Source organism: Paenibacillus agricola (genome assembly GCF_011440305.1).
In the GTDB taxonomy this organism is placed as follows: domain Bacteria; phylum Bacillota; class Bacilli; order Paenibacillales; family NBRC-103111; genus Paenibacillus_S; species Paenibacillus_S agricola.
The window spans coordinates 1-23,076 of record NZ_JAAOIW010000034.1 but is presented as its reverse complement, the minus strand read 5'-3'; the positions used below and the strand labels follow the sequence as shown (position 1 = coordinate 23,076).

16 protein-coding genes and 4 pseudogenes are annotated in these 23,076 nt (G+C 44.9%); 8 read left to right on the top strand and 12 right to left on the bottom strand.

Going from position 1 to position 23,076, the window contains the following annotated elements; all coding sequences use genetic code 11:
• Window positions 1-526: 526 nt before the first annotated feature.
• Together G9U52_RS37585 and G9U52_RS37580 are read right to left on the bottom strand one after the other, a co-directional pair.
• A complete protein-coding gene (locus tag G9U52_RS37585) occupies window positions 527-757 on the bottom strand; it encodes a VOC family protein (protein WP_166158198.1) in 231 nt (76 codons plus the stop codon).
• Window positions 758-1,171: 414 nt separating this feature from the next.
• Window positions 1,172-2,059 (bottom strand): TetR/AcrR family transcriptional regulator, encoded by an 888-nt coding sequence (locus G9U52_RS37580; RefSeq protein WP_166158195.1) that lies wholly within the window; start codon window positions 2,057-2,059, stop codon window positions 1,172-1,174.
• Between the two features lie 155 nt (window positions 2,060-2,214).
• Between G9U52_RS37580 and G9U52_RS37575 the strand changes: the two genes are divergently transcribed.
• From G9U52_RS37575 to tnpC, 3 genes and pseudogenes are all read left to right on the top strand, one after another.
• Complete coding sequence (locus G9U52_RS37575) at window positions 2,215-3,432, top strand: CynX/NimT family MFS transporter (RefSeq protein WP_166158193.1); 1,218 nt, start codon at window positions 2,215-2,217, stop codon at window positions 3,430-3,432.
• A gap of 205 nt (window positions 3,433-3,637) precedes the next feature.
• A pseudogene (locus G9U52_RS37570) lies at window positions 3,638-5,188 on the top strand (IS1182 family transposase); the annotation flags it as partial.
• 198 nt (window positions 5,189-5,386) lie between these two features.
• Window positions 5,387-6,973, top strand: a complete 1,587-nt coding sequence (gene tnpC / locus G9U52_RS37565) for an IS66 family transposase (RefSeq protein WP_166158190.1) — start codon at window positions 5,387-5,389, stop codon at window positions 6,971-6,973.
• Window positions 6,974-7,035: 62 nt separating this feature from the next.
• On the opposite strand, the pseudogene G9U52_RS37560 reads toward tnpC, so the two are convergent.
• Window positions 7,036-7,356, bottom strand: a pseudogene (locus tag G9U52_RS37560) (reverse transcriptase domain-containing protein); the annotation flags it as partial.
• Between the two features lie 178 nt (window positions 7,357-7,534).
• On the opposite strand from G9U52_RS37560, the gene G9U52_RS37555 reads away from it, so the two are divergent.
• Both G9U52_RS37555 and G9U52_RS37550 read left to right on the top strand, forming a co-directional pair.
• A complete protein-coding gene (locus G9U52_RS37555) occupies window positions 7,535-9,367 on the top strand; it encodes a tyrosine-type recombinase/integrase (RefSeq protein ID WP_166158187.1) in 1,833 nt (610 codons plus the stop codon).
• Entirely contained in the window at window positions 9,357-10,319 is a 963-nt protein-coding gene (locus G9U52_RS37550; protein ID WP_166158184.1) for a tyrosine-type recombinase/integrase, read from the top strand. The genes G9U52_RS37555 and G9U52_RS37550 overlap by 11 nt, the downstream gene beginning before the upstream one ends.
• Before the next feature lie 92 nt (window positions 10,320-10,411).
• Here G9U52_RS37550 and G9U52_RS37545 read toward each other — a convergent pair.
• The 4 genes and pseudogenes from G9U52_RS37545 to G9U52_RS37530 all read right to left on the bottom strand — a co-directional run.
• A pseudogene (locus tag G9U52_RS37545) lies at window positions 10,412-10,936 on the bottom strand (reverse transcriptase domain-containing protein); the annotation flags it as partial.
• An 822-nt stretch (window positions 10,937-11,758) separates the two neighbouring features.
• Window positions 11,759-12,157, bottom strand: coding sequence for a DUF6508 domain-containing protein (locus G9U52_RS37540; RefSeq protein WP_166158181.1), 399 nt, complete (start codon window positions 12,155-12,157; stop codon window positions 11,759-11,761).
• 142 nt (window positions 12,158-12,299) lie between these two features.
• Window positions 12,300-12,545: a DUF4368 domain-containing protein gene (locus G9U52_RS42015; RefSeq protein ID WP_375790324.1), complete on the bottom strand. Its 246-nt coding sequence runs from the start codon at window positions 12,543-12,545 to the stop codon at window positions 12,300-12,302.
• A gap of 75 nt (window positions 12,546-12,620) precedes the next feature.
• A complete protein-coding gene (locus G9U52_RS37530) occupies window positions 12,621-13,442 on the bottom strand; it encodes a hypothetical protein (protein ID WP_207953454.1) in 822 nt (273 codons plus the stop codon).
• 347 nt (window positions 13,443-13,789) lie between these two features.
• Here G9U52_RS37530 and G9U52_RS37525 point away from each other — a divergent pair, with 347 nt between their 5' ends.
• Entirely contained in the window at window positions 13,790-14,911 is a 1,122-nt protein-coding gene (locus G9U52_RS37525) for an NADH-dependent flavin oxidoreductase (protein ID WP_166158203.1), read from the top strand.
• Window positions 14,912-14,996: 85 nt separating this feature from the next.
• On the opposite strand, the gene hxlB is transcribed toward G9U52_RS37525, so the two are convergent.
• Both hxlB and hxlA read right to left on the bottom strand, forming a co-directional pair.
• A complete protein-coding gene (hxlB, locus tag G9U52_RS37520; RefSeq protein ID WP_166158200.1) occupies window positions 14,997-15,554 on the bottom strand; it encodes a 6-phospho-3-hexuloisomerase in 558 nt (185 codons plus the stop codon).
• Window positions 15,555-15,561: 7 nt separating this feature from the next.
• Window positions 15,562-16,194: a 3-hexulose-6-phosphate synthase gene (gene hxlA, locus G9U52_RS37515; RefSeq protein ID WP_166158172.1), complete on the bottom strand. Its 633-nt coding sequence runs from the start codon at window positions 16,192-16,194 to the stop codon at window positions 15,562-15,564.
• Between the two features lie 210 nt (window positions 16,195-16,404).
• On the opposite strand from hxlA, the gene G9U52_RS37510 reads away from it, so the two are divergent.
• Together G9U52_RS37510 and G9U52_RS37505 are read left to right on the top strand one after the other, a co-directional pair.
• Window positions 16,405-16,764: a winged helix-turn-helix transcriptional regulator gene (locus G9U52_RS37510; protein WP_166158170.1), complete on the top strand. Its 360-nt coding sequence runs from the start codon at window positions 16,405-16,407 to the stop codon at window positions 16,762-16,764.
• 43 nt (window positions 16,765-16,807) lie between these two features.
• Window positions 16,808-17,830, top strand: coding sequence for an LLM class flavin-dependent oxidoreductase (locus G9U52_RS37505; protein ID WP_166158168.1), 1,023 nt, complete (start codon window positions 16,808-16,810; stop codon window positions 17,828-17,830).
• A 117-nt stretch (window positions 17,831-17,947) separates the two neighbouring features.
• Here G9U52_RS37505 and G9U52_RS37500 read toward each other — a convergent pair whose 3' ends face one another.
• The 3 genes and pseudogenes from G9U52_RS37500 to G9U52_RS37490 all read right to left on the bottom strand — a co-directional run bounded on the left by G9U52_RS37500 (window position 17,948) and on the right by G9U52_RS37490 (window position 23,059).
• Window positions 17,948-18,373, bottom strand: a complete 426-nt coding sequence (locus G9U52_RS37500) for a hypothetical protein (RefSeq protein ID WP_166158165.1) — start codon at window positions 18,371-18,373, stop codon at window positions 17,948-17,950.
• 131 nt (window positions 18,374-18,504) lie between these two features.
• Window positions 18,505-20,068: pseudogene (locus tag G9U52_RS37495) on the bottom strand (IS3 family transposase).
• A gap of 204 nt (window positions 20,069-20,272) precedes the next feature.
• The gene (locus G9U52_RS37490) at window positions 20,273-23,059 is read right to left on the bottom strand and encodes an EAL domain-containing protein (RefSeq protein WP_243767791.1); all 2,787 of its coding nucleotides are present in this window, start codon (window positions 23,057-23,059) and stop codon (window positions 20,273-20,275) included.
• Window positions 23,060-23,076: the final 17 nt, after the last annotated feature.

The window sequence follows — 23,076 nt, the reverse complement described above, 5'->3', positions numbered from 1 at the left end:
TATCATTCTGAGGGAGGAATGTGAGGGCATAGACCCGTAGAGTCGTGGGATGGTGAACCCCCAAGGAAATTGTGGAGTATGCGTGCAGAAGAATAACACTTGGGGAAATGTTCCATACGCTTCTTCTGTTCCCGCATGCCCAAGATTGGAATAACGGTGTCTAATGATGTCTAATGAGCGTACTTTCCAAGCAGCAACTGTTTTCCAAGGCGACGAAATCCTGCGAATGAGTGAGTATATGCGAGATAAACCCTTAAAACCGAGGGACGGGCAGATTAGTGCAGCACAATCATTCCAAATTATGGTATTATAATTCCGAACAAATTCTTCTAACGAAAATATTCTGAGGAGTGAGCCTTTCTTGCTATCGTTCGCCGATTGTTCAATAGCAAAATCTATATTTGAATGACGCTTATCATATTCCCGTTATTATCCGTAAGATCAAACCGTTTAGGTTCACCATTTCTTATTTCGGACACTTCTACTCCATGTTGTCGAAGTCTGGTCCTAACTTCATCTGCATTCTTCACAACAAAATTAAAAGGGGTGTACTTATTGATAGCTCAAAATCTGGGATTTGTACTAAATGAAACCCGCAATTTGGTGCAATTGCTAGTCCAGCCATTCTTTCATTGCTCCAGCGTAGACCAAACCCAAACACCTTTTGATACCATTCCAATGACTCCTTAAGATTCCTAACAGGGAGAAAGACCGCATCAATACGATCAACAAAACGTTCAACAACTTGTTCACTCATTGGAAAACCACCCTTGATTTTGGTATGTTTCCCGTTTATTGTACAGAATGTTTGTTCATGTGTAAATATTTTCCTTTTAAGTTATCCTGCCCGTCCCTCGTGGGCGGGCATGATAGGCTAACTGGCCGAGCGAAGAGGCGTTAAGCCCATTCGCACATCGCGATTTAATCGTGCCCTCTAGAGGCTCCATGTCAGGCCCGGCACCGTCTTTGCTAGTTTCCCTTTTACTAGGTTACACAAAATTCTTGACAGACTCGCTTTCTTTGTGTCTACTTTTTCGAAGCAAGGTCAAAACCTACCAGATCAACCTATAACAAACAATGGGAAAGCCGCTAATCGCAGGAAAAGCAAAATCCACAACTTTAATCGGTTGTGTATTAATACAATATGAACGGCATACTAATATTGAAAACTTTACGTATCGCTGGCAATAATGTTTTTTAACTGTAATACTAGGCTTTTCAGCTCGTTTTCCTTTTCCAAGTAGGCTAATAAAGCATGTGTCAACGGTCCGTTCGGTACCTTTTTGCTTATCTCATTTCTAAGCAAATTCAGAATTTCATGCAGTTCTCGTCGGTGCTCATTCCCTGCCTGTATTTCGTTAAGAGTCATAGTGAGCTTCCTGAGCAGTTCCGCAATGACCTGAGCTTTCCCTTCTTCCCTTCCTTCCAATCCCCAATGGATATACTGTTCGAAGGAAGATTGCTGCAGCATTGGTTTCGACTCGGATGCAATCAAATGCTTAACCAGTACATCCATCTTTTCCAATATAAAGTGAGCAGTCCCTTCGATCGATAACATCTTTACCTCGTGAATGATCCAGAACAGGTACTCTTTTAGAAGCGCTTTATAAATGAACGCCAGATCCCATAAGTGAAGTTCTATCTCCTTACCGTACATATCCAAAAGACAGTCTTTGTGCCATTTCATCAACCTGCCCCTCACGCGAAGCCGCAGCGGATAGAACTTAGCATCTTGCTGAATGGGTAGCTCTGTGAATTCGACTAGTATGAACTTATACTCCAAAAAATACTGAAACCGAAAAACAATCTGCTGAAAAAACAGCTCTCTCGATGAAATTCCTGGGAGGAACTTAATCCTTTCGGCCTGTTCAAAGTAGGTGTTCTGGCAGTGATCGAATACTTCGCTAAACAATTCTTCCTTTGACTGAAAATACTTATAAACTGAACCCTTAGCTATGAGGCAGTCGTCTGCAATATCTTGGATTGAAGTCAAAAGAAATCCCCGTTCCTTAAAAAGCTTGGTGGCCGACCGGATAATCTCCTGCTTCGTTATGATCATTGTGCAGCATCCTTTCTTGACATTGTATGACTTATAGTACAAAATAATAAACATTGAGTCAAATTACTTTTATAAAAAAAGAGGCTAAAAACCTCCATTATGTATACGGACTAAGAGACACCTTGGTTACACTAAGAAAGCAGGTTTAATGCACTATGATTATTAATAATGCTAAAAAAAAGCTGGCGGTACACTCTCGTGCCAAGACTGTAATACTCATATTAGGAATTATGCTAATAGCCGCAAACCTTCGGGCTGCCATCACTGGAGTAGGTCCCTTAATCGGAGCCATTCGCTCCCAAACCAACTTGTCAAACACTATAACTGGCATGCTTACCGCTTTACCGCTGCTTGCATTTGCCATCCTCTCTCCGCTCGCACCTAAGATAGCTCACAGAATAGGGATGGAACTCACCTTGATGGCCAGCTTGGTCCTGCTTACGCTAGGGATTATTGTACGTTCTGTCCCATCGGTAATGTCATTATTTATAGGAACGTTTATCATAGGCTTGGCCATTGCAGTTGGCAATGTGCTTCTGCCAAGTTTAGTTAAACGGGATTTCCCCAACCAAGTTGGACCGATGACAGGTGCTTACTCTGTATCCATGAACGTCTTTGGTGCCTTGGCATCTGGGATTAGTGTCCCACTTTCAGTTGGGGCAGGTTTAGGCTGGCGCGGATCTCTTGGCAGCTGGGCTTTATTAGCAGGATTAGCAGTCCTATGCTGGCTGCCTCAGCTTCGTTACCGTCATATTACGAAAGTTTATGAAGGAGAAAGCTCTATTTGGCTTTCAACTCTGGCATGGCAAGTCACGCTATTCATGGGAATTCAATCCTTGATGTTTTACATTAATGCAACTTGGCTGCCCGTGATATTGCATGAGAGGGGCATGAGTATCGCTTCATCTGGGTGGATGTTATCTGCTATGCAGTTTGTCAGTCTCCCCATCTCTTTCATCGTTCCAGTTCTGGCTGGCCGTCAAAAGAATCAAAAAGGAATCGTCATCGTTACGGTCATTTTTCATCTCTTAGGTTATATCGGATTGTTGTTCGGTCCTGTGGCGCTAACATGGATATGGATTATTTGTATCGGGTTGGCAGTAGGATCAAGTATTAGCTTAGCGCTTGCTTTCTTTGGACTTCGAACACACAACGCTCGACAATCTGCCGAATTGTCAGGTATGGCTCAATCCATCGGCTATCTTCTGGCTGCCATCGGCCCGATTCTGTTCGGCTATCTTCATGATTTAACCAACACTTGGTTTTTTTCATTGATGATCTTAGTCATAGCCAGTATTCTTCTACTATTTGTGGGTCTTGGTGCTGGACGCAATGCATACTTAAGCTCAAACGGACAACGCAAAGCACTATAATTATAGATAAAATAAGTAAATTAACCTTACTTTTGATAAGATTCAGCGTATCACTTTAAATGCGAATTTTGTGACAAATAAAGAGGGTGTCCCAAAAGCCATGAATTTGGCTGGGCACCCTCTTTTTACAATTTTGTAAAACAAAAAGAAACCGTTTCCTGGTAAAATGGAAGTGCGACCCACCATTTAAAAGGAGACGGTTTCTTTGTACATTCAATATACCATGCATCAACTTACGCTGCCAATGGATTTGGAAGAAGATATTCCTCAAAATCACCTCGTTCGTATTGTGAACGCCGCCGTAAATCGGCTGGACAATTCAGTCTTTGACGCCGCTTATCCCGGTGGTGGACGAGATAGCTATCACCCGAAAATGCTAACAAAAGTCATCATTTACGCCTACACCCAGCGCATCTACTCTTCTCGCCAGATCGCCAAGGCCGTCCGAGAGAATATCATGTTCATGTGGATTGCTGGCAGACAACGCCCGGACTTCCGTACCATTAACAGGTTTCGTTCCGAGAGGATGAAAGCTGTGTTAGAGACTGTCTTTACCGCGGTTCTTCAATTTCTGGCTGAGGAGAACTACGTACAGCTTGAGCACTACTTTGTCGACGGCACCAAGATCGAGGCGAATGCCAATCGGTATACGTTTGTTTGGGGTAAAGCCGTTGTAAAGCATAAAGCAAAGCTTCAGGAGAAAGTGCAGACCTTGTTTCCTACTATTGAAGAGGCCGAAAAACACGAAGAAGTGGCCAATGACCGATCGGATCTCAGAGAGCTGGAAGAATCGTCGAAAATCACAAGCGAAAAACTGGAGAACGCCGTCAAACAATTAGAAGAACAGCTGCTTGAAAAACCAAAGGACAAGCCGCTGAAGAAAGCCGTGCGCATGCTCCGAAAAGACTTGCTCCCGCGCCTTCAAAAGTATGAATCGCATGAAGGGATTTTAGGCAACCGAAACAGTTACAGCAAGACGGAAACCGACGCTACGTTCATGCGAATGAAAGAAGATCATATGCGTAACGGTCAGCTTAAGCCGGGTTACAATGTGCAGATCGGTACCGAAAATCAATTTATCCTCGGTTACAGTGTGCATCAAAGACCGACAGATACACGTTGTCTCATCCCTCATTTAGAAAAAGTGAAGTCGCAACTGGGAAAAATGCCAGGCACAGTCATCGCCGACGCGGGATACGGTGGCGAAGAGAACTATAACTTTTTAGAACAAAACGAAGCCATCGCCATTGTCAAATACAGCACCTACCACCGTGAGAATAGCAAAGTGTGGCAAACGGATATTAGTAAAATCGACAACTGGACCTACAACGAAGAACAAGATACATGGACATGTGCAGCCGGACAAAACCTGGTTTTCCGTAGAGAGAGCAAGGGAAAAACAGAAAGTGGCTACGAAATTCAGCATCGTCATTACCGGAGTACAAGTTGTGAAGGATGTCCGTTGAAGCCAAAATGTACGAAGGCTGAAGGAAATCGCGAGATCAAAGTGAGCATGAAGTATTTGAGATTAAAGAACCAGGCGCGTGAAAAACTCCGTAGCGAGGAAGGTTATACACTAGCGGTTCGCCGCATGATTGAACCGGAACCTGTGTTTGGAGATATGAAAAACAACCGTGGATTTCGAAGGTTCCTGCTTCGAGGCTTACCCAAAGTAAGTCTAGAGGTCGGGTGGCTTTCTCTTGCCCACAATCTGCTCAAGAAATCAGCAGTGGATGCCAAAAACAAAGGAGCTAAGCGCACAGGCTGGAGCGCGGCACGTTTCAGTGGCCCACCGGAGGCAGCGCTCCGCTTTGCCTCACCCGCGGGAGCTGCGCTGGCTGCTCGATGGGTTATCGCTCACCCAAGGGCAAGCCCATCCACGTGTTTCACCTGAAGTGGCGATTTAAGGAACCGCTAGGCAGGATGTGGCCCGATCCGTGTCGAAATGAATGCAATGCGAATCGAAAACGAATCCCCCACTCTCGAACAACTCCAGCAGCAAAACGCCCAGCTGGAGCAACAAAATACGAAGCAAGCCCGTGAACTTGCCGAGCTATCGGCCAAACTCCAATGGTATGAAGAGCAGTTCCGGCTGGCGCAGCAGAAGCGCTTCGGCGCTTCCAGCGAAAAGACGCACCCCGACCAACTGGAGCTTAACCTGTTCAATGAAGCCGAAGTGACAGCAGCGCCAGAGCAGGAGCCAGAGAAGGGAGAGGCTACAGTTGGGCGCCGAAAAACGAGCGGCAAGCGTGAAGCCGACCTCTCGAAGCTTCCCGTAGAAACGGTGGTCTATGCCCTAGCCGAAGGCGACCAAACCTGCAGCTGCTGCGGCGGGGCCTTGCATGAAATAACCACGGAGACTCGCCGGGAAATCGCAGTGGTGCCGGCACAAGTCAAGGTGGTCGAGCATGTACGGCAGGTCTATGCCTGCCGCCACTGTGAGCGCCATGGACTGCAAACACCGATCATCACGGCACCGATGCCACGGCCGGTCTATCCGGGGAGATTGGCTTCGCCATCGGTCATGGCGCACATCATGTGCCAGAAATATGTGAACAGCCAACCGCTCTACAGGCAGGAACAGGAGTTTGTCCGCCAGGGCTTTCCCCTATCTCGGCAAACGATGGCAAACTGGATGGTTTATGGCGCCAAGCAATGGCTCATGCCGGTCGTAGCGGAGATGAAGCGCCATTTGCTGGGGCAAGGAGCGCTGCATGCCGATGAAACCACGTTGCAGGTGCTCAATGAACCGGGGAAAGCGGCGGAGTCGGACTCCTATATGTGGTTGTATCGGACAGGCCAAGGCGTAGAGCCCGCGGTGGTTTACGACTACCAGCGTGGCCACGGAGGTGAGCATCCGCGCGATTTTCTGGCAGGATTCCAGGGATATTTGCACGTGGATGGCTATGCGGGTTACCACAAGGTCAAGAATGTAACGCTGGTGGGGTGCTGGGCACATGCGCGACGTAAGTACGATGAGGCGCGGAAGGCCGCACCGGAAGCGAGAAACAATCCGCACAGTGTGGCGGCACAGGGGCTGGATTGGTGTAACCAGCTATTTGCGATTGAACGGGGGCTCGTCGAAGCCACACCCGAAGAGCGGCTGGCGGCCCGCGAGAAGCAAAGCCGCCCCGTGCTGGATGGCTATTATGCTTGGCTTCGCCAGCAGAAATCCCGGACGATGCCCAAGAGTTTGCTGGGACAAGCGGTCGGCTACAGCCTGAACCAGTGGGACAAGCTGACGGCTTTCATGAAAGGCGGTATCCTTGAGATCGACAACAACCGCAGTGAACGCTCCATAAAGCCCTTTGTCATTGGCCGAAAAAATTGGCTTTTTGCGAATACGCCAAGCGGAGCCCAAGCCAGCGCAGCCATCTACAGTGTGGTCGAGACCGCCAAGGAAAACGGGCTGCATCCCTTCCGATATCTGAAGTACTTGTTTGAACAGTTGCCACAAGTGGCTGATCTGCAAGAGCCTCAGGTATTGGAGCCGTTTATGCCGTGGTCACCACAACTCCCGGATTCTTGTCGCTTAAGCTAATCTATGTCCATCATACACCCGCTCCCATCTGACTGCTAGGTGGGGGCTATTTGACGCATACCCACAAAGTGAATCACCGATTCCATGACACGCCCTCCGGCACGTTTGCTGGCGACAAAGATGTTGCAGTCGTCCGCATAGCGGACAAACCGCAGCCCTCTTCTCGTCAGTTCCTTGTCCAGATCGTCCAGCAGAATGTTCGCCAGAAGTGGGCTGAGCGGACCGCCCTGCGGGGTTCCCTCATCCGTGCGTTCCAGCTCTCCCTGCGACATAACCCCGGCGTTTAAGTAGGAGCGGATCAGTCTGAGGACAAGCTTGTCCTCGATTTTCCGTGCCACCCTCGCCATGAGCTTGTCGTGGTTTACCCGGTCAAAGAACTTTTCTTTAGCGATATAAGATAGACCCAGAAGATTCGCTAGTGTACTGGATCGCCAGATCCAGTACACTAGCGAAGAGAGAGGAGCAAGTCTTGTGGAGTCTATCATCGAAAGCTATCGAGAATACTAAACTGTTATCCGTGGGTACACCCCCAAAGTCGTCCTTGGGACTTGGAGAGAATTAATGAAACTGGCAGCCTATCTTCAAGCGCATTCCCTTGTCCTTGAAACGGCCCAGCTAGTTCATCTTGAAAATTACTGCATCGAGCGTACAGAGGGCAAATCCCTTGGCTACCGTAATCTCATCGTCAGCCAAATACGCTCATTCTTTACATATCTGCATCAACAGGAATACCGTTCGGACAATCTTGCACTAGGGCTCTCATACACCAATCTGGATGCCCATCAAACCCTACCTGAGGTTGCCTCGTTAGAAGAGATTCAAGACTGCCTTAAGGAACTTCGTCGCCAGATCGAATCGTGTTTGGGGCGGAAACAGTTCGATCCCATCCGCAAACGCAATCTAGCACTCTTTGCTCTTATGTACGCAACTGGCATTCGAGCTGGTGAAGCAGCCAATCTTCAATTGCGTGATGTACTTTGGGAGGAGCAGATCCTTTGCATCCGTGCGGGAAAAGGGCGTAAGGATCGAAGGGTTCCCGTTGTCGGAGAAGTACTGGAACTACTGCAGGTCTACCTAGCAACACGGCAAGACCTGACTGCCGACGCGCCTCTTCTCTTGACCTGGAGAAAAGAAGAGATGGACAACAATTTGGTCGGCGTCACGTTTCGAAGCTATTCCCAGATGTGGGTGAAGCCCCTACGCCCTCATCAATTGCGTCACACTTGTGCGACTCATCTCTTCCAAGAGGGAGGCAATATCGTGCACATTAAGGATTGGCTCGGACACAAGCGGATCACCACAACGCTGCACTATGCGCAAATTCAAAACCCAGAGATTGCGGCAACACTGGCGGCGCATCCGATCAATGTAGCAGTCATACCGGTTCGCCCCAAGCTCCAGCTAGTGGAAGGATCACGGCAAAAGCTCAAGAGCTCTCATCGTCGAAAATACACCGTAACACCTGTAGCGGATGCTCTTACTGGCACGCTCTCGGAGCAGATCGAGGCATTTCTTCGAACCGCGGAGGGCATGAGTAAGTACAGTAAAGGCTCCTTGAAAGAATTCCGTTTCAGCCTCACTCGCTTTGCCGTAGGGTGTCCATCCTGTATGGAACAAGGTGTCGGAGCCTTGCGTGGCGCAGACATCATCCGTTGGCTCAGTTCCCGTAGACAAGCCGGAATCTCCCCATGTACCATAGATAAAAACTTATCCCATCTTCGCTCCTTTATTGCCTACGCTGTAGATCGCGGCTGGAGATCGGACAATCCCATGGAGGCGCTCAAGATGGTACCACGGCAACCCAAAGAACAAGAATATCTTACGGAAGATGAAATGCTTCGTCTGCTCGCGGCGCCAGACCGTTCCACGCCTGAAGGCTTTGTAGATTACATCTTCCTCCTGGTTCTCTATGCCACGGGCATCCGCGTCGGAGAACTAAGCAACTTAGACATAGAAGATGTAGACCTAAAGGAAGGCTGGGTTCACGTCAGAAATGGTAAGGGCCGTGACAGGCAAATTGCCATTCCAAAAGCTGCGCTGGATGATCTAAAGCAGTATGTTGGCCTGCATCGCAAAGCCAAGACCGGCCCCTTTCTGCTCAATCTAAAAGGCACCAGGATCAAACCTTGGACCGTGACGCGGCGCATCCGCCATTACTCCGAAGTAGCTGGCATCCAGAAACCGGTAAGCCCTCACACGATCCGCCATACCTTTACCGCCCATCTCATCCAAAGAGGCGGGCGCATCGAGGTCATCGCTAAGGCACTCGGGCACAAGACGCTAGCCGAGACGACACCTTATGCCCATGTGGATTTTGAAGATATTCGAAAAGCTGTCAGCCTGCTGCGCAAAAATATTACACCTTCGTCAGGAGCGAAATCCAATGAACCGTGAATCCACCATTCAAGACTTCTTAGAATTTACACAGATGGTCCGAGGTTGTCGCCCTAAAACCGCAGAAGCCTATGCCATCGATTTGAAAGTGTGGAAAGCATTTTGCGCTGTTCATTATCCTCAAGTGGATAACCCTTCGAAGGCAAAGATCGTTGTGGATTACATCCGTTACCTTCGTGTTGACCGAAAAAACGCTTCGGCAGCAGTCGCTCGAAAGCTCGCTACCTTGTCTGCATTCATTGACTTCCTTATCCTCATGGAGCTATTGGACTCGAAGCAAGACGAACGCGAGAAATGGCCTAAGCTGCTGGACACGCCAGAGCGCTTGCCCGTCGTCCTAGACAACAAGGAAATGCAGGGCATCCTTGCCATGCCAGATACAACCACCATTTTAGGACGCCGCGACCGAGCGATCCTTACCTTGATCTATTCTGCAGGGCTGCGTGTAAGCGAAATCTGCTCGCTAAGAACAATCGACATAAACCGAGGCGATGGACGTATTCTCATCTCCGGCAAAGGCGGCCGTGAGCGTTATGTACCGCTAGATCCGACTGTAGATGAGGCCATACAGGAATACTTAGCATCCCAAACAAGCAGCATTCCTGAACTGTTCGTAAGTAAGAAAGGCGGTGCCCTGACCCCTCGAGCTATTCAGTTTATGGTCAAGAAATATGCTGTGGAAGCTCAGATTGACAAGCAGGTCACACCTCATAAGCTGCGCCATACCTGTGCCACGCACCTTCTCCAGGAAGGGGCTCATTTAGTGTCCATTCAAAAGCTTCTAGGGCATAAAAGTTTAATGACCACCCAAATTTATCTGCACGTAACGATTGCAGACCTCAAGGATCTTTCAAAGCACCATCCGATGCGGAAGATGCGCACAATTCTCGGCCTTAAAGGCGACCCTGTTGACTCTTTTCAGACACCTTACGGCACTCGAACGGGAACATAACGAAATTTCGCGAGATACTGCGATTGGATGAGATTTTTAGAGATTCCCCTTATATAAATAGTCTAAACGGCTATTCTGGGCTGAAAATTAATGTCGCTAAACTTTTCAACATCGATGTCTACCACATAATGCAGCTGCGCGTGATTGACAAGGAATTGTACCCTTGCCATCGCATGGTGTGTAGACCGTAGCGGTCTGAAACCGTAGCTATGCTTGTAGAACTGAGCTTCTCCAATGGGTTCAAACACTTGCTTGAAACATTGCTGAATGATGCGATCCAGGATACAAGGAATTCCGAGCGGTCTTAACTTACCATTGTCTTTTTCGATGAGTTTCCGTCTTATTTTCTTAGGATGATAGTTTTGCAGTTTGGTTTGAATTTCTGTCACTAGTTCATCGTCGGATAGCTTTTGTATGTCAATGATGGTTTTCCCATCGGTTCCCGGCGTCTTTGACCCTTTATTGGACTTCATCATTCGATAGGCTAGCAGGATATTTTCTCTCGATGTGATCATATCGTACAAATTCGAAAAAGTTTCCTGTTTCGCGGCTCTGTCATATAAGTCCGTAAAGAGTTCCGTCATGCCGTAATAATCCCAGTATCTCAAGGCTTGCACTGTGGCATCCCTCCTTATTTAGAGGTGATGTTCCCACGTTCTTACCCGACCGGTGCCATTCACGTTTGGAAAATGATCGTTATTTTCAGTTAGACTTGGGGCTGTTCCTCCACTCCCATTACAGGGGATTCATCAGTCGTGCCCCTACCCTCACAAGGATAAATGCGTTTCGGAATAAACCTTATAGCAACCGCTTGGGGTGACAGCCCTTGTTACAGCGTTCCTTGCTTTCCAAGTCCCTTACAACCTAGCTTTCCGTTCTGGACTTAGGTGCTCCCTGTAGGCCTGTGAGTTGGATGCCGCCATGGTTCGGCATAGCGTATTTCAGAGGGCATATTTTTACTTTACGCCACTCACACCGTCGTTTGATGGTACATAGGTTTCCCTATGTCGGGATTTTAGACCTGTACATTCGGTTGTTTGTCAGTTCCTTACTTGGAACGATTCTCACCCTATCTAGTTTTTCAGCCGCGCGGCATATCCGTTGGCATACCTTTTCCGAAGGAATGGCTGTAGCCTCCGTTCTGCCGAATTCACCTGTTCTTCATACCCCATGACCTGTCAGCCGTGACGCATGCAGGAGTATTGGCGGGATGGTTTCAGGAAACATGGATCCGTCATTCCCATCCTCGGTTGTAAAGTTAAGATAACAAATGTGTAATCTCCTGCTTTTCACGCTGATTGGCGCTTATAGCAGAACTTGTCGAACGATGCCCAACCCTCCATGTAAAGCCTCTGGATGAACGGTTTGTCGGTAAAAACCATTTACACAAAATAATTTACGCTCCCGACTAAATCTCTAATATTATCCTCATTGTTCAATTACTCAGAATCCGTTAATTCTCGTAGCTTTAATAAAATCTGAAGAAATATCTTGTCTTCAGCGGCCTTAGCCCACAATCCATCACAAAATCTTTCTTGACGCACAAAGTATGTCAGAAACGCCCTTAATGTATCCATATCTTCGACATCGTTAATACCACGAACAATGTCTGATACCGAGCCAATTTTTTTAATATAATTCAAATAATGATTCATCATTAAATCACTATCATATACAGCTTGAATAAATTCCTTCAATCTATCATCGTAAATAGGATATGGCATAGTATACACACCATTTTCATCCCTCTTTCCAGAACTCCACTTACAAAATGCTACGTTCACATCTTCAAAGTAGAATATAAATTCAAGTAGCCTGCTATAGCTTGTTTCTGCCAACGAGATCACCTCATAACTTGGCTGTACCTCACATCCAAAAACCCTTATTATTGTTATTTCTCATTAAACTGAGCTTCAAAAATATCCTCCCGATATATCCTTACCACGCACTCCACATGAGTAGTGTGTCGGTCACTGTAATTTAAGCCGTAAGAAGAGCGGTGGTGGTAAACTTGTAATGAATGTTTACCGTGCCATCCGCCTGTACTTCAATTTTATGAATAAATCTGTGCACCATCTCAGGAGTCAATTCGTCCAACTTCATGAACTTCTTAAGTTCTTTCTTCAATCTGATGATACTCTCCGCTGTATTATTACCTTGTAAAGACTGAAAGCCCTTTACAATTCTACTTTGGCTCTCAGTCCTATCATTTGGCTGAAGAAGCATCTTCCCATTCTACTAGTGCCGATAACCATCATTCCACAGACTCAAACATATAGATGCTTCCATTAATTTTTTATTTTAATAACTTGTGAACAATGCAACTATCGATATCATTAACCAGATTAAGAAGGTTGATCCACAAATGATAATTTCGAAAAAATGAATCTGCAGCAGTTTAGATTCACCCTGTTCTGCCTGACGAATCCCGAAGAAATCACAATGCTGAATGATATAGATAAACCCACAGGCAAAAACTAATCCTGATAAGATATTCGTACCAACTGGTAAACTCATGACATACACGGGATTACCACTTGTCTCCAGACTCAGCATTAATCCGAACTGCTTAGACAGCAGAAATGTCAGGACAATGATAATAAACAAGATCAGCGATAAGCTGAAAGGATGTTCTCTGTAATCGATCAGACGCAGTAAATTCCGCAATTTATGACTTCTGGGTTGAATATTCTCCTCCTCAATATCCTTACCCTCATCTTTCATAATATAAAGAAACGATAATCCGGTCATTCCCAAGAACATCATTGGCTGCAGCAGACTAATCGCCACACCAACATCAAACATGGCGAGGATTGCCAGAATAACAAGGGAACACCCAACCATTCTGTTTCCAATTTTCACTCGTAGTTTCCACATCTTGTTGATGAAAACCCGATTATCCTTTCCTATCCCTGGTTCAATAATCATTTTATTCTTGATCTGAGTAACACACTTCCTTTTACGCTGGATGATCAGATAACTGATAATCGTCAAGCATATTCCAAGAATCAAATAGATAAATGCTTCCTTCGGGTAGGTATAATATGAATCATAAGTATCCACGACCCAGAGACCATCCAAAACAACGAGAAAAATTCCAATCATTAAAATATATGGCGCCACCTTATAAATGATTATCCTTCATCCCCTTTTATAGCTTATGATATCAGAATTTTTAACAATGCTTAATTTCGCCCTATTTGTGATACGGTTCAGCGTATCATTCTAGCGGCGAAACTAAGGTAGTTAATGGAGGCGGATGGATAATGGGGGAATTGCAGATAATAGATAATATTATCGATTAACACCCGCTCGGTGTTGTCGGTATGGGCAAGTAAGTTCATTATATTTTTAAAGTAGTTAGACAAAATGTTCTGTAACTAATATAATTACAGTACTGTTTCGATAGGACAACAGTAGCATACTGTACACAAAAATGAAAAAAACGGAGTGATAACACCATGAGAACGATGAACACAACCTATAAACCCTTGTTTCAACCATTCGTGCTAGGCAACGGTCAAGAGCTGAAGAATCGGATCGTGATGGCACCGATGACAAACTTCTCTTCACACGAGGATGGTACGGTTTCAGACGCCGAAGTTAATTACTACATTCGCCGGTCCGGCGGGGTAGGGATGGTGATTACGGCTTGTACGTATGTAACTCCAAGCGGGAAGGGCTTTCCAGGCGAGTTTGGTGGAGATAGCGATGAGATGATTCCAAGCTTGCGGCGTTTGGCAACTGCCATCAAGAAGCAAGGCGCGAAGGCAATCCTGCAAATCTTCCATGGTGGCCGCATGGTGCCTCCTGCACTGGTACCGAATGGAGATGTGGTTAGCGCCAGCGCCATTCCTTCCGACCAGAACGAAGGCGTGACCCCAAGACCGCTGACCGATTCGGAAATCGAGTCCATAATTCGCGACTTCGGCCAAGCTACGCGCAGGGCAATTGAAGCAGGTTATGATGGTATCGAAATTCATGGAGCGAACGGCTACTTGATTCAGCAGTTCTTCTCTCCGCATTCCAACCGTCGCACCGACCGCTGGGGTGGGGATGTCGAAGGACGTTTGAGCTTTCCACTTGCCATCGTTGACGAAGTGAAACGCATTGTGGCCGAGCATGCAACGCAGCCTTTCATGGTTGGCTACCGTTTCTCGCCTGAGGAGCCGGAGGAGCCAGGAATCACCATGGACGAAACTCTGATTCTTGTGGATGCCTTGGCGGACAAGCAATTGGATTACCTTCATGTTTCCCTGATGGACTTCTGGTCTGTGCCAAGGAACGGGGTTGATGCCAGCCAGTCACGCTTGGCATGGATCCAGGAACGCGTTGGTAAACGTGTTCCGATTATAGGTGTTGGTTCGATTCATACGGCGGACGAGGCACTGAAAGCACTGGAATCGGCTGTAGAATTGATTGCAATCGGTCGTGAAATCATCATAGAGCCAGATTGGGTACAGAAAATCGCCGATGGCAAGGAATCCGAAATCAGAACCACCTTAAGCAAAGGCGATCAGGATCGTTTGGTCGTTCCAGATCCATTGTGGCAAGCGATAATGAATACGCCTGGATGGTTTCCGGTCGTCTAAGGATGAAACGAAAGGCGACATGACTATTTCCCTCTACCGGGGTAATAGTCATGTCGCCTCTTTTAATAGATTAATTTCTTACGCCCTACTCCAAATTAGCATGTCTGCTGAACATCGTATTGGAATCCAATTTTTGGCTATCCATCATTTTCAAAATAACCGCGTCGCAAAATACTAAGAGGGTTTGCTCGAACAAGGCTCCCATCGGCTGAATGGTTTTATATCCGCTGTCCGTTTGATCTTTAGGAGATCCAGGCAATTTGACAATGATATCCGCTATTTTTCCAATCGTCGATTCAGGGGAAATCGTTACAATCGCAACCGAACCACTCAAGCTTTTCGCTTTCTCGGCCATAGGCACCAAGCTTTTTGTCTCTCCCGAACCGGATCCGATGATTAAAAGGTCATCTTTTCCCAAATTCGGGGTTACCGTTTCGCCTACCACATAAGCTTCTATGCCCATTTGCATCATTCGCATGGCAAAGGCCCTTACCATCAAACCGGACCTGCCCGCTCCTGCTACAAAAACCTTCTTGGATCGGAGGATACGATCCACCAATTTATCAGCTTCTTCATCAGCAATTAGGTTTACCGTTTGATTCAGCTCTTTTATAATTTCGGCTTGATACTCGATTGTACGCATCATGGCATTATCCTTGTTTAATTAATCTTTGCATTTCAGCCGCTACAGCTTTCTTATCTTCCTCACCGGTAATACCGCCGCCTACGATAACAAGATCTGGCTTTGCTTTAATGACCTCAGGCAGCGTGCTTAGCTTAATACCGCCTGCGATGGCAACCTTCGTATTTTTTACAATGCGTTTAATGGTCATTAGGTCTTCAAATGAATTTTTCCCGACAGCCTGAAGGTCGTAACCGGTGTGCACACAGATGTAATCTACTCCAAGCTCATCGAGTTCTTTCGCCCGTCTTTCGATATCCTTAACGCCGATCATGTCAACCAGAATAAGCTTCTGTTGTTTTTTGGCCTCTTCAACTGCGCCCTTGATTGTCATATCCTCGGCCACTCCAAGGATTGTGATGATGTCAGCGCCGGCTTCGGCTGCCTTCATAACTTCATAACCGGCCGCATCCATGACTTTAAGGTCAGCCAATACCTTCAGATTAGGGAATGCCTCTTTAATTTCCTTAACAGCTCTTAGTCCCTCATTTATGACTACCGGCGTGCCAATTTCTACAATATCGATATAAGCCTCAACTTCTTTTATCAACTTCTTTGCTTCTGGGATATTTACAAGATCTAATGCTAATTGCAGTTCCATGTGTTTTTCTCTCCCTATTCAAATTTTATGAAGATTGTGTTTGTTTTTATTGATGTGGTTGTTTGGTATAATACTGCAACTGTAGTCCAGTGCATTTACTTATGCTTCCCACAAATTCGATTATAAATGACGTTTCCAAATTAAAATAGAATGCACTATTTTGTGCGGTGGTTACAAATAAGCAACTTTTGGGCGGTGAGGAGGAATAAAATGTCCGATCTTAGAGAAGAAATAATGGATAAAATAAAAAACGGGGATTTCAACTGTGAAAAAGAATTAACTCTATCGGTTATTGGAGGAAAGTGGAAGTTGGTGATCCTTTGGCATTTAGGAAGAGAGGGCCCTCAACGCTACAGCGAGCTTCAAAGGCTGTTGCCGAAAATTACGCATAAAATGTTATCGGGACAGCTGAAAGAATTAATGGATGATGGGATTATCCATCGCGAGGTATTTCCTGAAGTTCCTCCAAGGGTAGAATATCCGATGACGAATCTTGGAATGACGCTACTTCCGCTTTTAGAGATGATGTATGAATGGGGCAAAAAGAGAATATCCGATATAAAGAATTGAAGCAATATCGTTAATAACTCAAAAAAAGAAAGAGGTTAAAAATATGGCTGTAAATAAAAATGAAAAATCCCTAAATGGAATTCCTTTTTCAATCCTTGACCTTTCTCCGATTGTAGTCGGTAGCACGCCCAGCGATTCTTTTCGAAACACGCTAGATCTTGCCCGTCATGCTGAAAAGTGGGGCTTCAACCGTTATTGGCTGGCTGAACACCATAATATGCCCTTTATTGCCAGTTCCGCTACATCTGTGGTCATTGCTCATGTAGCTGCTGGCACTTCAAAAATACGGGTAGGTTCGGGTGGAATTATGCTTCCTAACCACGCCCCTTTGGTCATAGCCGAACAGTTCGGAACCCTCGAATCTTTATATCCAGGCCGCATCGATCTTGGTCTTGGTCGCGCACCTGGCTCCGATCAACGTACCGCTCGTGCTCTTAGACGTGGTATTGGAAATGAACAGGATTTTCCTGAGCAATTAGATGAACTTCGCGCTTATTTTGATCCGTCTTTAGCTTCAGGGAAACCGTCCGTAAGGGCAATCCCGGGCGAGGGTTTGAATATTCCCATTTGGTTGTTGGGCTCCAGCGGATTCAGTGCACAGCTGGCCGGCAAGCTAGGTCTCCCTTTTGCTTTTGCCAGCCATTTCTCACCTAATAGCACCTTGCCTGCTCTGGAGTTATATCGCAGTGCCTTTCAGCCGTCAACGACGCTTAGTGAGCCGTATGCTATGGTTGGGGTGAACGTCATTGCCGCAGATACCGATGAAGAAGCAATGCGACTGGCAACTACATTAAAGCAGCAATTTCTGAACTTGGGTCGGAATAATGAGGTGCCGCTGCAGCCACCAGTGGACAACCTGAATGATCAGTGGAATGAATATGAAATAGAAGCTTTGCAGCAACAGTTGGGATCCTCCATCATCGGTAGTTCTGAGACCGTGAAAGATAAGCTTCAGATCTTTTTGGCCAATACCCAAGCGGATGAAATCATGGTAATTTCCCAAATTTTTGATCATCAGGCACGCCTTCGGTCCTACGAAATTGTGTTTGAAATCACCAAAGGATAACAAAACGCAAATGTAACACAACCCTTGAAGTCACTTTAAAAAAATCGATTATGGTCGTTGCGGACGTCCCCAATTGATTCGTGCTTGCATAAGCGCCGTCTCGCACGGTGGCACCATCTAATGCCACCCAGGTATTCGGGTTGAGACTGGGAATGTTTCGAGATACCTATGAGCCTCCTGACCATGACGAAACAAGCCCATTCTGGTACACGCAGGGTCTGAAGCTCGCGAATTCGGGTGCACCTGTCTTCTGGTCTTCATTCTGAAAAGCTTCCCGATGGAGTGCAGCTTGTTCGGAAATTGAAAACTTACTGCTTCTATGGCTGCTGCGACAAGCGGGCTGCTATCGAAATTTTCTTTATTGTTTTTCCAGCTACTGTATTCGGTCTGTTCGGACTGTTCGGCCTCTCCAACAGGTTCATTTCCTTCAATCGATTCTACCTGTTCTGTAGATTGAATACCCACGGAATCCACCTCGGGTCCGAACTTCCCAGCGACAAATGCTTGCAAGTCTTCCATTTCCTCGTACTCTGGCGTTGCCACCTCCGACACGGCACCCAGTGCTCGCAGGATGTAAGAGCGATTATAGATATGATTGGTAAATTCATTAACTAGCGTCTCCGTCTGCGGTGTTTGTCAAGCTAGTTGTCGTAGCACACCTATTTATGTATAGGCTAAGAGGATCGTATAGGTTCGGTTAATGTTTTGCTGACTCGTTCAGGGTTCAGCCAAACCTCATCTTCTAAAGTCCAGTCTCGGATGTCTTTTGACCATCTTTCAGGATGCATCGATTTTGCTTGTTCAAATATACGAGGGTCCGTTGCCCGAGAATGTGATCGGTCAAACCGTCATGTCTTTGATTGGGCGTCAGAAAGTTAAGCCCACTGTGTCTGTGTTCTTGGTTGTACCCCCGTACAAAGGACAACACCCATGTCCTCGCTTCTGTTAGATCTGAGAATCCCTTTACTGGATAGTTTGGACGGTACTTACAAGTCCGAAAGATAGATTCTGCATAGGGATTGTCATTACTTACTCTTGGACGGCTTCTTGAAGGTCTTATGCCAAGCTGGTAGAGGGTTTCTAACAGCGATGCACCTTTCATAGGGCTGCCATTGTCCGAATGTAGCACAAGGGGTTGAGGTGATGCTAGACGCTGTTCGGATAACACGCCTCGTCTGACAAGCGAGCTAGCATTTTCAGCGGATTCTTCAAGCCAAATATCCCAAGCTATTATTTTTCGGCTATATAAATCTAGGATGAGGTACAGATAAAAATAGATACCTTTAGCCGGTCCGGGAAGCCACGTAATATCCCACATCCAAACTTGGTTAGGACCTGTTGCACAATGCGTGGAGATCGGTTTGGAACTGGGTTTCTTGCTTCTTCCTCGATGATGTTGTAGGTCTTTTTGTTTTAAGACTCTATAAAAAGTGGATTCTGATGCGATATAAACGCCTTGATCGGCAAGTCGTGGAACGATTTGACTAGGTGGGAGACTCTTGAACTCCGGTTGATTGACTATCCTTACAATCGTCTCCCTTTCATTCTCGTTCAGCTTGTTATTGGGAACGGGTCGCTCTGCCAAGGGGCGTTGGTCTTCACGTGGTGTGAGGTCACTTCTCCAGCGTTGCAGGGTCCGCTGACTAATGCCCATCTCTTTACAAGCTAGCGGCTCTCTGGCTCCACTAGTGACGGCTTCTTCGATCAATCCAATAGCTTTATTGCGATCTGGGGCCTTGATCATTCGGCCTCGTTGTCCCCCCAAATCGCTTGGGCCTTTTTTCTGAGTACAAGTAAAGCTGCTGTTTCAGCTAAGGCCGATTCTTTCCTCCGCAGCTCTTGACTCAGTTGTTTGATTTCACGGTCTTTCTGCCGAATATTCTTCTGCATCTGACTGGCTTGCTGGGCAATACCCCCGTTGGCCTGCATACAAGCATCACGCCATGCCTGTACTTGTTCGACATAAAGACCTTTACTACGACAATATTCTGCCAATTCGATTTCACTAAGCGCAGCGGTCTCGACTACAATTGAAAACTTATCCTGTGTATTCCAACGCTCTGCTTCAGGCTCACCACCTGGAACCGCTAGCCCCTTAGCTCTTGCTTTCTTTTTCCATTGATGTAAGGTCGCTTCCGATAACCCTGTTTCTCTTGCTATTGTATTTACGGACTCATTCTGGGGTGGCATCATTCTTCTTACGATTGTGTATTTAAATTCTTCGCTGTATCTTGCCATAGTACCACGCCTCTCTGGTGCCTCTTAACTAACTATACTTTTGCTAGAGGCCTATGACAACTATCCTAACCCAGGGGGTCTGACAGCCGTTCTCTTGGCCCTCCATAATACTTAGTTCCAATAGATTCGACGTATAGACAAAGGTATCAATCGCTCCAGAAAGCGACACATCAATCTGGTCAACTGGAATACTTTGAATATCCTTCAGCAACACGGAATGCTCGACGGAATATTTTTCTGTTCTTTAATTCTACTTACTGGGTCTCCAACAAATATCTGTGTATTAGATGGAACTCCTTCACGAATTTTGATAGCTAATAGGTTTAAATTTTTGACCAATTCTAACTGTTCATTTTTTTCAATATGAAATTGAACACCGTATTCATAAACTTCGCCACCCTCTATTTCGTTACTCCATGCAATATTCCCGTGAAGTTCATAGGCTTGATTTAATATTTCCGTCCTAAATTTAAAAATAATGTCATCATTAACAGGTAATTTAACTCCTAATAAAAACTTCAGTCCACTTGGTCCTATATTTGTAATAAACACTTCTGTACTGCCCAGATCAACTCTCTTTCCCTTAAACATGGAAATGGTCATTCCTGCCACCAATGGATTTTTAAGATTAACCCGAAAGTACCCTCTGCGGTTTGCAATCTGTTTCTCTTGTTTTGTTTTCGATGATTGATTTATCATTAGTTTATTCTTCAATAAGTGCGTAAATTCTTCAGGATCAATAGGACGACTGAAATAATATCCTTGAATCTCGTCACACTTTCTTTCCTTCAAAAAGGTATATTGTTCAGCAGTCTCTACACCTTCTGCAACAACATTCATTTGCAGCGCTTTAGCTAAATTCAGAATACATTCAATAATGCTTCTATTAACCGGATCCGTTAGAATCTCCTCAACAAATGATTTATCAATTTTAATCGTATCCAGCGCTAATCGTTTAAGCAAATATAAGGAAGAGTAACCTGTACCGAAATCATCAAGTGAAGCTTTTATTTTCCGTTTCTTTAACTCAACCAGTAGTTGGGTCACTTCTTTTTCATTACTAATGAAGGAACTCTCTGTAATCTCAATTTCTAACCGATCAGGCGATATTCCTGACTCGTCAACGATTTCATCGATGGTTTGCAATATATTTTGTTTCAATAACTGTAGTACTGAAAAATTGACCGAGACTGTAATTGGAGGGAGCCCCATGTCTTGCCACTGTTTATTTTGTTTACAGGCTTCACGTAAAACCCATTCACCGATGGGAACAATGAGTCCTGTTTCCTCCGCTATCGGAATAAACTCTGTGGGAGAAACTAGTCCCCAGTCAGGATGATTCCACCTAATTAATGCTTCTGCCCCAAGGATTTCAGTGCTTTTAGTATCTACCCGAGGCATGTATTCTAGGAAAAATTCTTTTTTATCTATTGCTTTTCGAAGATCGTTGCTTAAATTAAATTTCTTAAACGATTGGACGTTTAATGAAGATGAGTAGCATTGAGCTTGATCTCTTCCCTGTGATTTGGAAAAATAAAGTGCGGTATCGGCATTTTTGAATAAAGATTCTAATGTACTACCATCTTCTGGTGACACACTGATACCGATACTTGCTGTTATATTAAACTCGTAGCCTTTAATAATAAATTCTTTTTTGGTTATTTGAATAATTTTATTCGAAAGGGACATTATTTCATGTATATTATTCATGTCGGTTAACACAATACAAAATTCGTCACCACCTAAGCGATAAGAAGTTTGACTTTCATCTAAACAGTTCTTCAACCTATTTGCAAATTGCTTTAACAACGCGTCACCAATAGAATGTCCGAACGTATCGTTAACTATCTTAAAACGATCCAAATCAATTAATAGAACTGCTAGTTTTTTATTGTAAAATTGCGCCATTATTAATTGTTTTTCCAGTTGTTCCTCAAACATCCTTCGATTAGGAAGATCGGTTAAATAATCATGATAGGCTAAGTATTGATTTAGTTCCTCTGTTTTCCTCCGATCCGTAATATCTAAAACAGTACCTATAGTCGCTATCTTTCCCATATGAAGTATTCTTGTATAATGAACCTCACAAATAATAATAGAGCCATCCTGTTTTAACGCCCTGTGGCTTATATTCTGGATGGATTGACCTTCCGTTAAACTTAAAATCTTACTAGAAATGGCTTCTCTATCTTCGTCGTGAATCGTCTCCAATATATCTAGACCTATTAATGAGTTATAGCCTAACATTTTATTTAATTGCGGATTTGTATATATAAATACTTCATTTTGGGCAATAAATACTCCGACTATAGACTGTTCTACAATACTTCGATATTTTGTTTCGGCTTCTAATAAAGATTGCTCCATTGCTTTTTTTTCTGTTATATTTTTAGCTATGCCGTAAACGCCTTCAAGTTCGTTATTAATTATTATAGGAATATTGGTGATATACAAATCTATAATTTCTCCATTTTTATGTATACCCGTTGTTTCATAATTTTGCGGCAGGCGCGTCCTGATTGTTTTCATAAAGTGATCTTGAGTTTTTTGCAAGTATCCTATTTCTACAAGATGCTCGAAATTCCCATTTAATAGTTCTTCTTTTGAATATCCAAACATATCTTGAAGAGCCGAATTACATGATAAAAAATTCCCATGAAGATTAAAAGAAAACACAGCATCAGGATTATTTTCAAATAATGACTTATAATATTGTTGTTCTTCAATTAATTGTAATCGAAGATTTTTATTTTCCGTTATATCTTGAATTGTACCTAATGCTCCATTGGAGAAAAATTCTGTACTTTCGACAACATATCGTACTTCCCCATTGGGACGAACTATTCGATATTCAATTTCATAGGGTGTTTTAGCCTCATCTGATAACGAAAATGTTTCAAATACTCGTTTTCGATCATCAGGATGCTTAAAATTAAAAATCTCTTCCAGCTTTACCGTTAAATCATTATCGATACCGTGTATAACAAACATTTGTTTTGACCATGAAA

Coding starts and splice junctions, on each gene's coding strand:
- G9U52_RS37585 (WP_166158198.1), bottom strand. CDS start 757: ATGAGTGAACAAGTTGTTGAACGTTTTGTTGATCGTATTGATGCGGTC.
- G9U52_RS37580 (WP_166158195.1), bottom strand. CDS start 2,059: ATGATCATAACGAAGCAGGAGATTATCCGGTCGGCCACCAAGCTTTTT.
- G9U52_RS37575 (WP_166158193.1), top strand. CDS start 2,215: ATGATTATTAATAATGCTAAAAAAAAGCTGGCGGTACACTCTCGTGCC.
- tnpC (WP_166158190.1), top strand. CDS start 5,387: ATGCGAATCGAAAACGAATCCCCCACTCTCGAACAACTCCAGCAGCAA.
- G9U52_RS37555 (WP_166158187.1), top strand. CDS start 7,535: ATGAAACTGGCAGCCTATCTTCAAGCGCATTCCCTTGTCCTTGAAACG.
- G9U52_RS37550 (WP_166158184.1), top strand. CDS start 9,357: ATGAACCGTGAATCCACCATTCAAGACTTCTTAGAATTTACACAGATG.
- G9U52_RS42015 (WP_375790324.1), bottom strand. CDS start 12,545: ATGCTTCTTCAGCCAAATGATAGGACTGAGAGCCAAAGTAGAATTGTA.
- G9U52_RS37525 (WP_166158203.1), top strand. CDS start 13,790: ATGAACACAACCTATAAACCCTTGTTTCAACCATTCGTGCTAGGCAAC.
- hxlB (WP_166158200.1), bottom strand. CDS start 15,554: ATGCGTACAATCGAGTATCAAGCCGAAATTATAAAAGAGCTGAATCAA.
- hxlA (WP_166158172.1), bottom strand. CDS start 16,194: ATGGAACTGCAATTAGCATTAGATCTTGTAAATATCCCAGAAGCAAAG.
- G9U52_RS37510 (WP_166158170.1), top strand. CDS start 16,405: ATGTCCGATCTTAGAGAAGAAATAATGGATAAAATAAAAAACGGGGAT.
- G9U52_RS37505 (WP_166158168.1), top strand. CDS start 16,808: ATGGCTGTAAATAAAAATGAAAAATCCCTAAATGGAATTCCTTTTTCA.
- G9U52_RS37490 (WP_243767791.1), bottom strand. CDS start 23,059: ATGTTTGTTATACACGGTATCGATAATGATTTAACGGTAAAGCTGGAA.